At 46.6% G+C, this 15,008-nt stretch carries 11 protein-coding genes; all 11 read right to left on the bottom strand.

Features of this window, described 5'->3' with window-relative positions; all coding sequences use genetic code 11:
* Positions 1-35: 35 nt before the first annotated feature.
* The 11 genes from MHH56_RS30980 to nuoI all read right to left on the bottom strand — a co-directional run bounded on the left by MHH56_RS30980 (position 36) and on the right by nuoI (position 15,006).
* Complete coding sequence (locus MHH56_RS30980) at positions 36-1,343, bottom strand: ABC transporter substrate-binding protein (RefSeq protein WP_339205391.1); 1,308 nt, start codon at positions 1,341-1,343, stop codon at positions 36-38.
* 190 nt (positions 1,344-1,533) lie between these two features.
* Positions 1,534-2,511, bottom strand: a complete 978-nt coding sequence (locus tag MHH56_RS30985; protein ID WP_339205392.1) for a LacI family DNA-binding transcriptional regulator — start codon at positions 2,509-2,511, stop codon at positions 1,534-1,536.
* A 173-nt stretch (positions 2,512-2,684) separates the two neighbouring features.
* Complete coding sequence (gene murA / locus MHH56_RS30990) at positions 2,685-4,121, bottom strand: UDP-N-acetylglucosamine 1-carboxyvinyltransferase (protein ID WP_339205393.1); 1,437 nt, start codon at positions 4,119-4,121, stop codon at positions 2,685-2,687.
* A gap of 300 nt (positions 4,122-4,421) precedes the next feature.
* Positions 4,422-4,688 carry a DUF1146 domain-containing protein gene (locus MHH56_RS30995; protein WP_076266234.1) on the bottom strand — a complete coding sequence of 89 codons (267 nt, stop codon included), beginning with the start codon at positions 4,686-4,688 and terminating at the stop codon, positions 4,422-4,424.
* Between the two features lie 116 nt (positions 4,689-4,804).
* A complete protein-coding gene (locus MHH56_RS31000; RefSeq protein ID WP_339205394.1) occupies positions 4,805-7,963 on the bottom strand; it encodes a S8 family serine peptidase in 3,159 nt (1,052 codons plus the stop codon).
* A 705-nt stretch (positions 7,964-8,668) separates the two neighbouring features.
* Entirely contained in the window at positions 8,669-10,222 is a 1,554-nt protein-coding gene (locus MHH56_RS31005) for an NADH-quinone oxidoreductase subunit N (protein WP_339205395.1), read from the bottom strand.
* Between the two features lie 3 nt (positions 10,223-10,225).
* On the bottom strand, positions 10,226-11,857 hold the full coding sequence (locus MHH56_RS31010; RefSeq protein ID WP_339205396.1) for an NADH-quinone oxidoreductase subunit M: 1,632 nt from the start codon (positions 11,855-11,857) through the stop codon (positions 10,226-10,228).
* Positions 11,854-13,725, bottom strand: coding sequence for an NADH-quinone oxidoreductase subunit L (gene nuoL / locus MHH56_RS31015; RefSeq protein ID WP_339205397.1), 1,872 nt, complete (start codon positions 13,723-13,725; stop codon positions 11,854-11,856). The genes MHH56_RS31010 and nuoL overlap by 4 nt, the downstream gene beginning before the upstream one ends.
* Before the next feature lie 8 nt (positions 13,726-13,733).
* Positions 13,734-14,036 carry an NADH-quinone oxidoreductase subunit NuoK gene (gene nuoK, locus MHH56_RS31020; RefSeq protein ID WP_339205398.1) on the bottom strand — a complete coding sequence of 101 codons (303 nt, stop codon included), beginning with the start codon at positions 14,034-14,036 and terminating at the stop codon, positions 13,734-13,736.
* A gap of 4 nt (positions 14,037-14,040) precedes the next feature.
* Positions 14,041-14,556, bottom strand: a complete 516-nt coding sequence (locus MHH56_RS31025; RefSeq protein WP_076266240.1) for an NADH-quinone oxidoreductase subunit J — start codon at positions 14,554-14,556, stop codon at positions 14,041-14,043.
* Entirely contained in the window at positions 14,557-15,006 is a 450-nt protein-coding gene (gene nuoI, locus MHH56_RS31030; protein ID WP_054025448.1) for an NADH-quinone oxidoreductase subunit NuoI, read from the bottom strand.
* Between the last annotated feature and the right edge of the window lie 2 nt (positions 15,007-15,008).

A 15,008-nucleotide genomic window follows, 5' to 3' on the forward strand; every position in this document is an offset into this window, starting at 1 on the left:
TTTGGCGGGGTAAGCCTTCTATACGCTATTAAGGATTATTTAACCGTCTTCCAATACTCCACAATATCTTTCGTCAACTCCGCACGATCCGAAGCACCTGCTAAATATTTCTGCATCGATGCGCCAAGCTTAGCCCAGTGGTCAGCTGGCAGCGTGCTGATGGAATCCTCTGTTTTGCCGTTTGCGATATGTTCAGATATGGACTTTGCAAGCGGATCTTTGGCTTCAAGTGTAATGTTCTTGAACGCTGGAATAATATTCGCTTTGTTTACGAGGAAGTCTTGACCCTTCTCGCTGTATACCATCCACTCCAAAAACGTTTTTGCAGCAGCCTGCTGCTCCGCCGTATTTTTTTCCTTGTCGATGACCAAACGCTTCGAAACCGCAGAAGACACTTGTGTATTGCCAAAATCATCTGGATTGTTGCTTATAGGGACAGGTAGAAAGCCGTATTGCCCGCTTGCCGTATCAAAGCTGCTAATTTGCGGCCAAGCCCAGTTCCCTTGGAACCAGATGCCTACCTCGCCTTTACCAAGCACCTCTGGACCACGCTCATAAGTTCCAGACAATGGGGAGGCTTTGTCGATATTGTATTTTGTCATGATGTCGAACGTATCCATTAGTCCATTGAAAACCTTATTGCTAGCTAAATCGATTGTTCCAGCCTTCAAATCGTCTATAAACTTTGCAACTGCAACCGTATCAGCAGATTGACCCGCGTAAGCCAGCGGCAAATAGTGTGCTCCCAGCGACCAATCCATTGGAGAGATAATAAGCGGCGCTTTTCCCGAAGCTTCGATTTTCTTGAACAGCTCTTCAAGTGCGCTTGTTGTGTTGATCGTTGCTGGATCAAATGTTCCGCCTACCGCTTGATCTACAACCGCTTTGTTATAAATAAAACCATAACCTTCAACTGCAAGCGGGAAAGCGTAGTTTTTACCATCAAATGTCGTTAGCGCCGTGCTGCGGTCAACGGCATCCGCCATCCACTTCTCACCGCTAAGATCAAGAACACGATCCTTGAATTTCTCAACATCTCCTGTATCGAGCATCGTAATGGTAGCCGGGTTTCCTGATGCATAAAGCGCAGACGCTTTCTCAAAAGGCGACTGTCCTGCAGGTACCGGTATAATTTCAAGCGTAATGTTAGGATTATCCTCTTTAAATACTTTCGCAGCCTCTTCGAGCTGGGCTTGAATCTCGCCCTTCGAGTTAAGCAACGATATCTTTACTTCAGAACCTCCATTAGACGATCCCGCGTTATTCGAATTGCCACATGCCGTTACAACCATAACTACCATTAGCGATAATACTATCGCTTGCATCCATTTCAATGATTTCATTTGATTGCCCCCAATTTTTTGAGATTGAAAAAGATTGAAAGACGATTTACCGATCGTGTAAACCGCTTACAAAACGTATTATATAATTGTGAATAAGAGTATGTCAATCGTTTGACATGTTAAACGATTGACATAACTTTTGAAAAAATAAAAAACCCTTGCTACGCTTGGGTTTTTTACGTTTTTTAATCTATGTAGAAGCTCGTTTAATCAGTTCAACCGGTAAAATATTTACGAATTCGAAAGCTTCCTCGTTTATCTGCTTCATAATCAAATCAATCGCCATTTTCCCAATTTCTGCAATCGGCTGTTTCACCGTTGTCAGCTCCGGCGTAAGCCATCTGGCTGCGCTAATATCGTCGTAACCGATAATTTTCACATCCTCCGGGATTCGTTTGCCAGCGATCACACACTCCTTAACTGCAAAAGCAGCAATAATATCACTCGTTGCGAAAATGCCATCCAGATCGGGATGATCCTGAAACAGCTGATGTATAATTTGCTCGTACTGGAGTTGATCAAACACATTCATATCAGTCTGAATGATCACATGCTCGATCCCCTTCTCCTTCATCACGGCTTGAAACGCTTCTGTACGCTGATTTGCGAGCAAATGCAGCTCCAAATTACCGCAAATATGCGCAATTTTTTTGCAGCCTTCACCAACCAGCAATTGTGCCGCAAGGCTCCCGCCTGCATAATTATCGGAAGAGATATACGGAATTTCACTGCTGATCTGACGATCAATCGTGACAATTGGCGAGTTCAAATGTTTGTACTCATCGACCTGAAGCGTATGGCTGCCCATAATAATGCCATCCACACGATTGCGCTTCAGCATTTCGATATAATCCTTTTCTTTCTGAGGGTCAAGCTGGGAATTGCAAAGCAGCATTTTGAAGCCGAGCTCATAAGCATAGTTTTCTATGTGATTCGCGAGCTCGCTAAAAAAAGGATGAGCTACACTAGGTATAATAAGACCAATAACGTTAGATTGTTTTCTTAGTAATGAGCGGGCAATCTCGTTAGGCTGGTAATTCAATTGCTCCATCGTTTGATAAACCTTCATTCTCGTTGCTTCACTAATATAACCCCGATTGTTTAAAACGCGGGAAACCGTCGTCACGGATACGTTCGCTATTTTTGCCACATCGTGTATCGTTGCCATGGCCGCCCCTTTGCTTATTCCAGTAGTAGTAACCATTATAGCTAAATGGTTAGCCTTATTATACTTAATAAATATTTCAAAAGTATAGATTGTCCAAACAAAAAGAAGCTGTTTCAGATAAGCCCTTTGCGACTTATTTGAAACAGCTTCTTTATCTTGTTCTTATCGGAAAATTAAGCCCACGTCGGCTGAACTTTTAGAACCGCAACTTCTTTCTCACGCTTAAAGGAAGAAGCTGTATCCACATCAGAAGACGTTGAAGAGATCGCCACTACAGCAGCTGTATCACGTACTGCCGATGTTACTTGGACCGAAACGGATGGCTTGCTTGCCGCCGTGTCTTCCTCGCTAATCAGCTCAATACGATGAATATCAGCCCCAAGAGCTGCAAGCTTGCCTGTAATGTTAACATAACCGCGATCCACATGATGCAGACCTGTTACTTCAGTCTCGCCTTCCGCCCGCAAAGCCGCACAAATAAGTGCTGCTCCTGCTCTTAAATCGGTAGCGCATACCTTTGCACCCGTTAGCGGCATACCGCCATTAACGATAGCTGTACGTCCATCGACTTTAATTTGAGCGTTCATCTTCTGGAATTCCTCGACATGCATAAAACGATTTTCGAAAACCGTTTCCGTCACAACGCTTGTTCCCTCAGATACGAGGAGAAGAGCCATCATTTGAGATTGCATATCTGTTGGGAAACCTGGATGCGGCAATGTTTTCACATCAACCGATTTCAATTGCTTGCTCGATTGTACACGAATTCCGTTATCGCTCTCCGTAATTTCTACGCCCATTTCCTGCAGCTTAGAGATTACCGGCGTCAAATGATCAGAAATTGCACCTTCAACGAAAACGTCACCGCCTGTAATAGCGGCCGCAATCATGTACGTGCCTGCTTCAACACGGTCAGGAATTACATTATGGGCTGCGCCATACATCCGGTCCACGCCTTCAATACGAATAACTCCTGTACCAGCGCCACGAACTTTGCCGCCCATAGCATTGATATAGTTGGCCAAATCCACGATTTCCGGTTCTTTGGCTGCATTCTCAAGAATCGTTATGCCATCTGCTAAAGCAGCTGCCATCATAATATTTTCCGTTGCGCCTACGCTGGCTACGTCTAGGTAAATTTTCGCACCCTTAAGACGCGTCTTTGTGCTGGCTTCGATAAAGCCCTGCCCAAGCGTAATTTCAGCGCCCATCGCTTCAAAGCCCTTCAAATGCTGATCAATCGGACGAGTGCCGATCGCACAGCCGCCAGGCAATGAAATTCTTACCTTGCCTATCCGACCAAGAAGAGGACCCATAACTAAGAAGGATGCCCGCATTTTTCGAATAAGCTCATAAGGAGCTTCATAAGTCGTAATGGTCTGCGCTGTAATACGCATCGTTTCATTATTATAGGATAATTGTGCGCCTAAAGAGGCAAGCACCTTCTGAATCGTCATAACGTCGTCGAGGAGGGGTACGTCATAGATGACGCTGTCTCCTTCTGTCGCCAATAATGAGGCCGCTAAAATGGGGAGTACTGCATTTTTTGCTCCGCTAACACGGACCGTTCCCTTCAAACGCTGGCCTCCGCGGACGATAATTTTGGTCATCTTTTGGTTCCCTCCGCGAACTGCATTTTCTATTTCCTATTTGTGAAAAAAAAGGTTTATCTCACTTTACCCAACCTTCATCTTATCACTCAATTACACCAATCGACAAGCGTTATATTATTACCATTTTTTACATGTCATTCCCAGCGCATTTTATGACTTTTTTCTCCAAAAACGTCTCTTTTTCACGAAAAAACTACGTTTCCGGTTCGATTACGGGTCCTGATTTATACCTATTCGCAAGCCAACTGCTTTTTGAGACCGTCATGTATTACCCATTGTTGACATGTTTCGCTTTTGTTATTCGACAAACGATTTGAGAAGAACGGTGTAGCCCCAATATTCCAAGATGAATTTTGCTAACAAATGACCCATTATAATTGCAACAAATACTTGAAACAAACGAGCCTTTGGACTCTTTGGAAAACGAAAAAAAGCTTCCCATTTCACCTCTTGCAGTACAAACCACACCAAAATAATGCTAAGAATAACAATGATAATAGAAAACAACCCGGTCATTCCGGTGTAGTTTTGCAAACCATTTATAAGACCGTAATTTACGTCCATGATGCCTCCTGAGCTTTTTCATGTTTTAAGCTTCAAACTCAAGCAGCTTTAAAAGCAGCATTTATCTTGCTTCATATTATTAACGTAACTGGAAGTCATTTTGTTTGATGAAAATATTAGGCGATAAATCGGTGGAGCAGCACCGTATAATCTGCACGGCTAGCCTGCAGGCTAGGTTTATACAGATTTGACTCTATCCCTTCAATTTGTTTGTTCAACTTCATGGCATACAGCATGGGTGCTGACCAATGAGACTTTGGTACATCGGCGAACGGATCAATGACAGGCAGCTTAGGCCGTACACCTTCCGCATAACCGATAATCATTGCCATTTCCGCCCTTGTAATCGGCTGATCCGGCTTGAACTCGCCATTCGGGAATCCTTTTACCCAGCCTTGCTCTACAGCCCTCGTAATCGCATCATTAGCCCAATGTTTTAATGGGACGTCTTTGAATCGCTTCCCTTGCACGCGACTTGATGAAGCTGGCTTATATGCCTTCACAACCATGGAAACGGCCTCAGCTCGCGTTATGGAGCGTCTAGGCTCAAAGCGATTTTGTCCTGTTCCGTTAATAATGCCTTTTTTGTTTAACGCGACGATTTCATTTTGAGCCCAATGGCCTTTAATATCACGGAATCCAGCAATCAACTCCTCTGATTTCACCTTTAAGCGATAATACTGCTTGTCAAAAGGAGCATCTGCTTCCAGCTTCACGTAATACACTCCAGGCTGCAGCAGCTTTTCTTCGGTTTGCAGCTTCCCGCTTGCTTTTGTTTTGGATGCCGTAAGCTGCTTCATCCGTTTATCATAGAGCAAGAGGCTCAAATCAACATCAAGCGGTACACCGTTTACCGTCATGCTGATAATGCTGGCGTTTGAAACCCGGATTTGAAACCAATCTACGTCGGAGTAGCTGCTAATTACACCAAGGTACTCCGTACCTGGATTAATCATGAACGCCTCGTACGATTTATTGTTTGGTTCATTCGGATCATCATATTTTGGCATATAATCCATCTTCAATATGTAGGTGCCTATGGTCGGACTAGCTTCTGAGGAGATTGCATTGTGAACACGAATATAATATTTACCAGGAGTCACAGTTATGACTGGTGACTGCTCAGTCTCCCCTTCACCCTCATCATCGTACACCATTAATTGCTGACCTGCCTTCTGTATAGCAAGCCCTGGATCAATACGTGCCGTATTCGTACTAAGCGTCAGACTTAGCTTTCCGCTCTGAGTAAAGGTTACCGTAAACCAGTCGCGATCGGCGGTTTGATGAAAGTTGCCCGTAATCGACTGCGTACGAGGCTGCAATGTATAAGCTTCAAAAGATTTATCATTTTTTTCGTAATCGTCCGGCTTCATCGTAAAAGTAGACGTGAGCAGATAAGGCAATTCATCGTTGCTGCTCTGATTGATGAGCTCCAGATGAATGAGCTGCCGCCCTTTTTTAACCTCAAGATCAATGGACCTGCTTGCAAGCTTCGTATCGCTCGTACTTTGCTTCACGCCATTCATGTAATGGGTGAGCCTAACAGGCGGAACAATCTTTCCGCTAGGAACAAGTCCTTCATATTGTATGGTCAACGTGCCATCATACGGCGCATCGATTTGATACCAATCATGGTCGGATACGCCCTGCAGCAAAGCCGAAATTTGGCTGTTCAGCGGAAACCTTGCAGCAGTTGATTGGGTGTCATTTGGTTCGAAGCCGTCTGGTTTCAAGGTTGAACGTACCGCTTGGTCGATCTGCAGCACACCGTAACCTGACGTGCTGTCCGCACCTGGCGGCCCAATATCCTTAGCTGTTTGGCGCAGCAGCTCGCGTATCTGGTAAGGCTTCATGTCCTTGTAGCGAGCCCATATGAGCGCTGCAGCAGCTGCGGCTTGCGGAGCCGCCATTGAAGTTCCTTCTTCTTTCTTATAGAGTCCACCAATGGCTGTTGTATATACATTCCAAGGTGCGACAAGGTCAAGCTCAGTCCCTCGATTCGATCGACTATCGACCGTATTATTCGACTTGACGCCACCGACAGCGAGTACCGTCGGATAAGCTGCCGGGTATTTTACCGCAGCTTTCTCTCCAAAGGTGACGCCGTCATTGCCTGCCGCTGCTACAAGCAGTACGTTTTTGCTTTCCGCATATTGTACAATGTCGAGCATGTACGGAGAATATCGATGAAGGCCAACCGACAGCACAACGATGCTTGCTCCGCTGCGAACGGCGTACAATATGGCTTCGCCGAGCTCCTGCTCTGTTCCGTCACCTCGGTGATCCAGCGCTTTTATCGGCATGATTTTGGCTTTCCACAGTATGCCTGATACGCCAATGCCGTTATTTCCTACAGCTGCGATAACACCCGCTACACTTGTACCGTGCCCATTGTCATCATCGGGCGACTCACCAGGGCTCACTAGATTAGCGCCTGGAACAAGATTAGGCTTCAAATCCGGATGTTCCAAATCAACACCTGTATCCACGATCGCTATCGTAAGCTGCTGCTGCTCGCGAACGGTTTCCCACGCCTTTTGCGCGCCGATCTGACTGAGATAAAGCTCCTTAGACAACTCAGGATCATTTGCTTTCAGTACTGTTGCCGCTGCCGCAATCTTCGCTGTGGAAGCAGCCTCAGACTCCTGCGGCGCCGCTGGCGGTGTCGATGGAGTCTCTGGAGGCGCTGCTTCGGTAGGTACAGAAGCTGCCGGTGATACATTGGATGGTGAAGAGCCTGTAGGCCGCGCATTGCTGCGCGCGGCCTCTGAGCCTGCCGAGGCTGCGTCCTCCGACTCGCCGGCAGGCAGAGCAAGCATATGCACCCTATTGTTCGGGTGCACGTACTCTACGCCCGGCAGGCTTCGCAGCCGGTCGAGCCATTCCTGTACGTCCGCGCCTTCAGCGGCCGGACGTACGAGCATGACCGCCGCCTCATTCTGGCGGCGGAGCACCTCTGTCCCGCGCAGCTCATGTGCTAGCGCGGGGTCACGCCATTTGAGCAGCCAGCTTTGCGGCTGCTCTGCATCGGCGCCTTCGGCGCCCTCAGCCGCATGGGATGCTGCGGCCAGCGCCGTAGGCGCCGCTCCGAGAGCGAACCCTGCGGGGGCTATGCCCCCGAGGGTGATGCTCCCGATCAGCAGCGCGGGCAGCGCGCGACGAAGGAGCTTGCGCGCGGCGAGCGTGGCAATGGCGATTGCTTGCAAAGACAAGCGAGCTTTATGCTTTTTGAGCGCAGAGCCCAGTCGATCATCAGATGGGCTCTGACTAATCATTTGTGAATTTCGTAATCGCTTTGGTTCTTTTTGAGTGCTCATCATTTTCTGCCTTTTCGTATGAAACGGGTTATGGTTTGTTCCCACTTTCAATTGGATATTCCTTAACTACAATTTCTCTTTGCAGGTATCAATTCCCTTGTTTCTGTAAGACAAAAAGGACAAAAGTCCTACAACTATCCCGCTCCATAGCTCGGAACGTCAGTATTCGGCACAAACTATTATTTCCCGGTAAATATAGACGAGCGGCAACACTGGTCCACATAGATAGAATAGTACTTCATGTCTACCTATACGATGAACCTATACTCCCCCTGCTGCACATTACCCGCAACATTCTCCGCTGAAACACCGAATTATATTTCTGCTCGTAATTCCTGATTAAAACAGCGTTAGACAGCTTCTTCTCTTCTTGCTATATGCAAGGAAAATAAATATAGAAATAACTATAGTCCATCCATTACTATCATCATATCTAAAACTGCCGCTACAGTCTGTGTCCTTAACAGTAACTTTAACTATGATGCTGCTTTTTAGCTTATAAACTACTTTCTATTTCCCCTGTGCCACCTCGAAAATCCCATTCATCGAGTAAACAAAAAAATAGATCGTTTAAATAGACATCATTTCCTCATCTACTTAAACGACCTATTATTTTCACACCTTTAGAATACGAATGCTTCGCATCACTCTACTACAATCTGCTCATCCCATTATCATTAAATCGCCCTTGATCGAGAATATGGCATCAATCCATTGCATTAACGGTCCTGGGAAAATACCTAGTGCAACCGTTGCTGCTGCACACAGCCAGATCACAACTCCCGTTGCTCCAGATATTCGCACTTCATTATTTTCTTCTCCGCTGCGCATGAACATTTGACGAACAATGCCAAAGTAGAAATAGTAAGAAATGACGCTGCTCACGACGATAACAGCTACGAGCCAATAAGCTTTCGCATTCGCTGCTCCGAGCAAGATAAACAGCTTCCCAAAAAATCCACCAGAAATCGGCAAGCCCGATAAAGACAAGATAAATACCACCATAGCCGCTGCCGTCCAAGGCGCTCGGTAGTACATACCCGCGAAGCTTTTCAGCTCCTCATGCCCCGATGCGCGGCTAACTACCGTAAAGACAGCAAACGCGCCTATCGTCATAAACAAGTACGCAACCAAATAATAAACAAATTCAGAGAAGTTGCTGCTATGAACCATCGTTATCGAAATACCGATAGGCACCAGCATGTAACCCGCATTGGCTACTCCTGACAGGGCCAGCAATCGCTTTACGTTCCTTTGTTTAAGCGCAGCTGTCGTTCCGACGAGCATCGCTGCGGCAGCCAGCACCAGCAGGACCAGGAAGAGATCATTTGATATTTTTGCCGCTTCTCCCGCTGCGCTGAATAAACTAGTACTAAACATAACTCTAAATATAGCAGCCAGCGCAGCACCTTTGGCAATGACCGCTAGAAAAGCCGACACAGGCGTTGGAGCCCCTTGATATACATCAGGCGCCCATGCGTGAAACGGAGCCGCTGCAATCTTAATACCGAATCCAGCAATCATAAACAGGAAGCCCACATAGGCAAGCGCTTTGAAATCCTGCATCGCCCGCGGCAAAGCATCCCCAATTACACCCAAATCGACTGATCCGGTTATGCCGTAAATGTACGACATGCCGAACAACACCATCGCCGAGGAAATCCCGCCCGTAATGACATACTTGAATGCCGCTTCAGCAGACAAAGTTGATTTGCGCCTAATGCCAACCAATACATAACTTGTAATACTAAGAAGCTCTAATCCGATATACAACGTAACCAGGTTTCCTGATGAAGCCATCATCATCGCGCCCATAAGCGCGGGAAGCACCAAATAGAAATACTCTGATTTGTCTGTTATCTCCTCTTCATCCCGATCCGATCCAATTGCGAGCAGGATGATAAGCGCAGTACCTGTTAAAAATACAATTTTCAGCAGGCTGGCGAAATCATCAATGCGGTAGCTGTTGCTTAGCAGATGGATAGAGTCGGCAGATGCTCCGCCCTGATTCATATCCAACATCCGGAGCATGACTAGCAGCAGCGATGCAAGAATGCCCGCTAACGTCAGCCACCCTGTAAATTTTCTATTCATGCGCTTTGGCAAGAACAAATCCAATACAACAAGAAACAAAAACATGGCGGCCAGCATAAACTCAGGGGCAAGGTAGCGCATATCCGTCCATGTCAGTGGTATAAATGAAACGCCTTCGTACATGGTTTATCCCCCCGCCCTTGATGCAAGTAATTGTCCGAACAGCTTATCCATGCCATGCTGCACAGTATCCGTAAGGACGGAAGGAAAACAGCCGAGAAGCACAATGAATGCAAGCAGCACAATCATGGGAGCCGCCTCAATTAGCCTTGCGTCCTTAAATGCTCCAAACGCCTCACGCTGTGGACCAAATGTAATCTTTAGTACAGCGCGAAGCATATAGACAGCGGTCAAAATAATGCCAAGCGCCGCAGCCGCAGTCAACCAGCGATTCGACTCGAATAGGCCGAGCAGCGATAGAAACTCCCCAATAAAACCGGATAAGCCCGGCAAACCGAGTGAAGCGAGCCCCGCAGTCAGCAGTACGCCGCTTATAAATGGCATAGAGCGCGCTAACCCACCCAGCTCTTGCAGCTCGGTCGTTCCCGTTCGTTCATAGATGCTGCCTACGATCAGAAATAACAAGGCAGATATGAGTCCGTGCGATACGAGCTGGTATACAGCTCCCTGCAAGCCAATCTCATTTATTGCTGCTATCCCTAGCAATACGATACCCATATGGCTGATGGAGGAATAAGCAAGCACTAGTTTAAACTCACGCTGCCTGAAGGCTAGCAGCGCTCCATACAATATATTTATGACGCCAAGCACAGCGAGCACTGTCGCAAATTGTCGCGCTTGATCAGGGAAAAGCATAATCCCAAATCGCAGTAATCCGTAAGCGCCCATTTTCAGCAATATCCCGGAGTGAATCATGACAATCGAGGTCGGAGCTTCCGTGTGCACCTTAAGCATCCAAGTATGGAATGGAAATATTGGAAGCTTTATGCCGAAGGCAACTAGCAGCATAATAAACAGCACCCATTGCATCGTATCCGTCAACTGGAATGGATTAATTGAACCAAGCTGCTCATTAGTCAGGTTAACCCAAGCGGATGCGTCCGCCATGTTGCGGAAAATGTCTGTATAGCTGCCGCTGTAAATAAAGCTAACTTGTTCGCCTACTTGATCTACGTGGAAGCCAGCCGTGTTCACGAGAATAACGAACGCAATCAGCATAATGGCTGAACCAATTCCGTTATAGATTAAAAACTGATTGGCTGCACGCTCGCGATTGAAGTAACCCCAAATTCCGATTAAGAAATACATCGCAACAAGCGTAATCTCGAAAAATACAAAAAACAAAAATAAATCACGAGCTAGAAACACGCCAAGCATTCCGAGCTCCAGCAGCAAAAACCATATAAAAAAAGATTTCCACCTTTTCTTGATATGAACTGCTGCAAGTGCAGCCATTGCAGATACGAGCGTTGCGAGAAGCAGAAGCGGAAGCGACAGGCCGTCAATGCCTAGCTCATATTGAAACGTAAACTTAAATTCAGATACGCCCGATGGCACCTCTTTATTTAGCGGCACATCCACCCAGCTATATTGCTCGTCATATGCCGCCCCGCCCTGCTGCTTATTATAATCAGCATAAAGCCACAAGGAGAGCAGCAAAGGAACTAATGTGGTTACGACAACCGTTGTCTTCATCCAGCTGCTGCGCTGCTTCGGAAGCAGCAGCAGAACGATTATACCAAGCAGCGGTGCCAGTAATATAAGTGATAATATCGGAATGTCACTCAGGATGCTCATGGCAGGAACCTCCTTCCAACGATAGCAGCCACAAGAATGACGAACCCGATAACAGCTGCCAAACCGTAGGTTTGTACTTGACCGTTCTGCAGACGAGCAGCCACTCTTCCAGCCGAGGTAACAGCCGTGCCTGTCAACCTCACAATCCCGCCTATGACATAAGAATCAAACGCCATAAGCGCAGAACCAATCATCTTCAGCGGTTTCACTATGATAACGGCATAAAGCTCATCGATGTAATAACTATTTTCCAGCAATTTGACTAGCTTAGGCATTTTTTCTTGCAGTACATCTTTGTTCACACTGTTTTTCCCATAGATGAGCCAGCCGATATAGATACCTAGAAGGCCAACCGCAATGGATGCAACAATGGCAATGCCGCTTTTATGCAGCGACTCTCCCTCATCGGTGATCCATGAGCCAAATGCTCCGTTCCATGGCGTCTCAATAAACCCGACAACAATGGCGAGAGCAGCCAGCACGATCATCGGCAGCGTCATCGAAACTGGTGATTCTTTCGCATGTGAAGAGGCCTCGTTTGGTTTTCCCATAAATACAAGAAAGAACAACCGAGACATATAAAGCGCCGTACAGAAAGCGGCTGCCAAACCTACAATAAATAGTAGTGGATTCGTCTCCCAAGCAACCGTCAAAATTAAATCCTTAGACCAAAAGCCGGATAATGGCGGAATGCCAGCAAGCGCTAAAGCGCCGATCGCGAACGTCCATGTCGTCACTTTCATTTTCGAGGCAAGTCCGCCCATCTCATGAATGTTCTGTGTATGTACCGCATGAATGATGCTGCCAGCACCAAGGAAGAGCAGCGCTTTGAAGAAAGCGTGCGTGAACAGGTGGAAGATGCCGCCTGTTAAGGAACCCAGACCGAGCGCCATCATCATATAACCCAACTGGCTGACCGTGGAATAGGCTAATATCCGTTTAATATCCTTTTGTACGAGTGCAATCGTCGCAGCGAATATAGCTGTAAAACCGCCTACATATGCGATGGTCTCCATAGCAGCTGCAGAATCCTGAAAAATATCATACGTTCGTGCAATAAGGAATACGCCTGCCGCAACCATAGTAGCAGCATGAATCAGTGCACTGATCGGTGTCGGGCCCTCCATTGCATCAGGAAGCCACACATGAAGCGGAAACTGGCCTGATTTGCCGATCGCGCCTACAAAAATAAGCAAAGCAATCAACGTCGTAATCCCGTTCGTAATTGCACCTGATTGCCCATCAAATACGCTTTGAATCGTAGTGAAATCAAGGGCATGATCCGGCATATACCAGAAAAGGAGCAAAATAGCGATCAGCAAGCCAACATCGCCGATTCTTGTCACAATAAATGCCTTCTTGGCCGCCGCTCGCGCTTTGGGCAATGTAAACCAGAAGCCAATTAGCAAGAACGAGCATACGCCAACTAGTTCCCAGAAAATATAAAGCGATAATAAATTATCGGATAATACAAGTCCCAGCATAGAAAATGTGAACAAGGCAACATAACCAAAAAACACAGTTATTCGCTCATCATTTTTCATATAGCCGGCCGAGTATACATTCACGAGAAAACTGACGAGTGTCACGACCACCAGCATAAGCGCTGTCAGGTTGGTCACCTCGAAACCAATCTTCAACGTATAATCTCCGATAGCAATCCAATCAAAGGAATAATTATAATCCACTTCATTGGTACCAAGTCGATCAATCATAATAAGCAAGGATAGAACGAAGGCGCCAAATGATCCAAGCGAGCCGATGATAACGCCCGCTCGTCGATAGCTGCGACCGAGCGCCGTCAAAACGAGGAATGCTGCCAGCGGAAACAGCGGAATTAACCAAGCCGTCTGTGAGTACATATTCATACGCCGCGCTACCTCCTCATTTTGTCAAACTCATCGACATTAACTGTCCCGCGCAATCTGAACAATGCTATTAATATAGCTACCCCAATCGCCGCTTCTGCCGCTGCAACTGTAATTGTAAATAATGAAAAAATTTGCCCCGTCAATGACGGAACAACACCGTATTTGGAGAAGGCAATAAGATTCAAGTTGACCGCGTTCAACATTAGCTCAAGCGAGAGCAGTACGACGACTGCATTTCTTTTCACTAATGCGCCATATAGCCCAATGCAAAACAAAATAGCCGCCATCGTTAAATAGGAAGGAAGCATGTAATTATTCCTCCTCCTTTTTGGCAAGTACGATTGCTCCAATAAATGCTACCGTCAGCAGCACCGAGAGCAGCTCGAACGGTATCACATACCCTGTATATAATAGCTCGCCAATTGCCATCGTATTGTCTTCTCCAGCTTGAAAAGACTGCGGCTCTGGAAAAGTTGTTGAACGGATCGCATAAAACAATAGGCCAAACAAGCTGAGCGCGCCTACGGCGGCAAGCGTTTCATGGAGCGGCTTCACCGGCTCACGCTCTCCTGGCTGATGCTTCGTCATCATAATGCCGAATATCATCAGAATCGAGACTGCTCCAGCATAGATAAGCACCTGAACAAATGCGACAAACTCAGCTTCCAGAAGCACGAACATTCCGGCTAAGCCTAGAAATACAGCAGCCATAGAGATGACCATATGTACGACCTTCTCTAAGCTGATCATTAGGACAGCGCCGCATATCATGATGGCTGAGAAGATAAAAAAAGCGACAAATTCGCCTGTAAAATCAATATTGAACAACTATTTTGCGCCCCCTTTGGCCGGCGCTCCGATATTGTTATTGTCCTGCCGAGTAAGTGTATTATTGTCTGTCAGCCATTCTGCATCCTTGAACAAATCATCGCGGCTGAACGTTGCCAGCTCGAAATGATTGGACATAACGATCGCTTCGGTCGGACAAACCTCGGTGCACAGATCACATAAGATGCATATTTCAAAATTAATATCAAAAGTATCGATTACCTTGCCCTTTTTATCAGGGTCCGGGTTCGGTTTGCCGGTCAGCGTAATGCAGTCGGTTGGACAAATGCGTGCGCATTGGTTGCAAACGATACATAAATCCGGGATAAAGTGCTGGATACCGCGGAAGCGATCCGGCATGACAAAGGGTACATCAGGATAGGAGGTGGTCACTTTTGGAGCCGTCATTGATTTGAGCGTTACACCCAGTCCTTGCAGCATTCCTTTCATTT

It is taken from the genome of Paenibacillus sp. FSL K6-3182, assembly GCF_037976325.1.
Taxonomy (GTDB): Bacteria; Bacillota; Bacilli; order Paenibacillales; family Paenibacillaceae; genus Pristimantibacillus.

Bases quoted from the DNA above. Each gene is read 5' to 3' on its own strand.
- MHH56_RS30980 (WP_339205391.1), bottom strand. From the start codon at position 1,343: ATGAAATCATTGAAATGGATGCAAGCGATAGTATTATCGCTAATGGTA.
- MHH56_RS30985 (WP_339205392.1), bottom strand. From the start codon at position 2,511: ATGGCAACGATACACGATGTGGCAAAAATAGCGAACGTATCCGTGACG.
- murA (WP_339205393.1), bottom strand. From the start codon at position 4,121: ATGACCAAAATTATCGTCCGCGGAGGCCAGCGTTTGAAGGGAACGGTC.
- MHH56_RS30995 (WP_076266234.1), bottom strand. From the start codon at position 4,688: ATGGACGTAAATTACGGTCTTATAAATGGTTTGCAAAACTACACCGGA.
- MHH56_RS31000 (WP_339205394.1), bottom strand. From the start codon at position 7,963: ATGATTAGTCAGAGCCCATCTGATGATCGACTGGGCTCTGCGCTCAAA.
- MHH56_RS31005 (WP_339205395.1), bottom strand. From the start codon at position 10,222: ATGTACGAAGGCGTTTCATTTATACCACTGACATGGACGGATATGCGC.
- MHH56_RS31010 (WP_339205396.1), bottom strand. From the start codon at position 11,857: ATGAGCATCCTGAGTGACATTCCGATATTATCACTTATATTACTGGCA.
- nuoL (WP_339205397.1), bottom strand. From the start codon at position 13,725: ATGAATATGTACTCACAGACGGCTTGGTTAATTCCGCTGTTTCCGCTG.
- nuoK (WP_339205398.1), bottom strand. From the start codon at position 14,036: ATGCTTCCTTCCTATTTAACGATGGCGGCTATTTTGTTTTGCATTGGG.
- nuoI (WP_054025448.1), bottom strand. From the start codon at position 15,006: ATGAAAGGAATGCTGCAAGGACTGGGTGTAACGCTCAAATCAATGACG.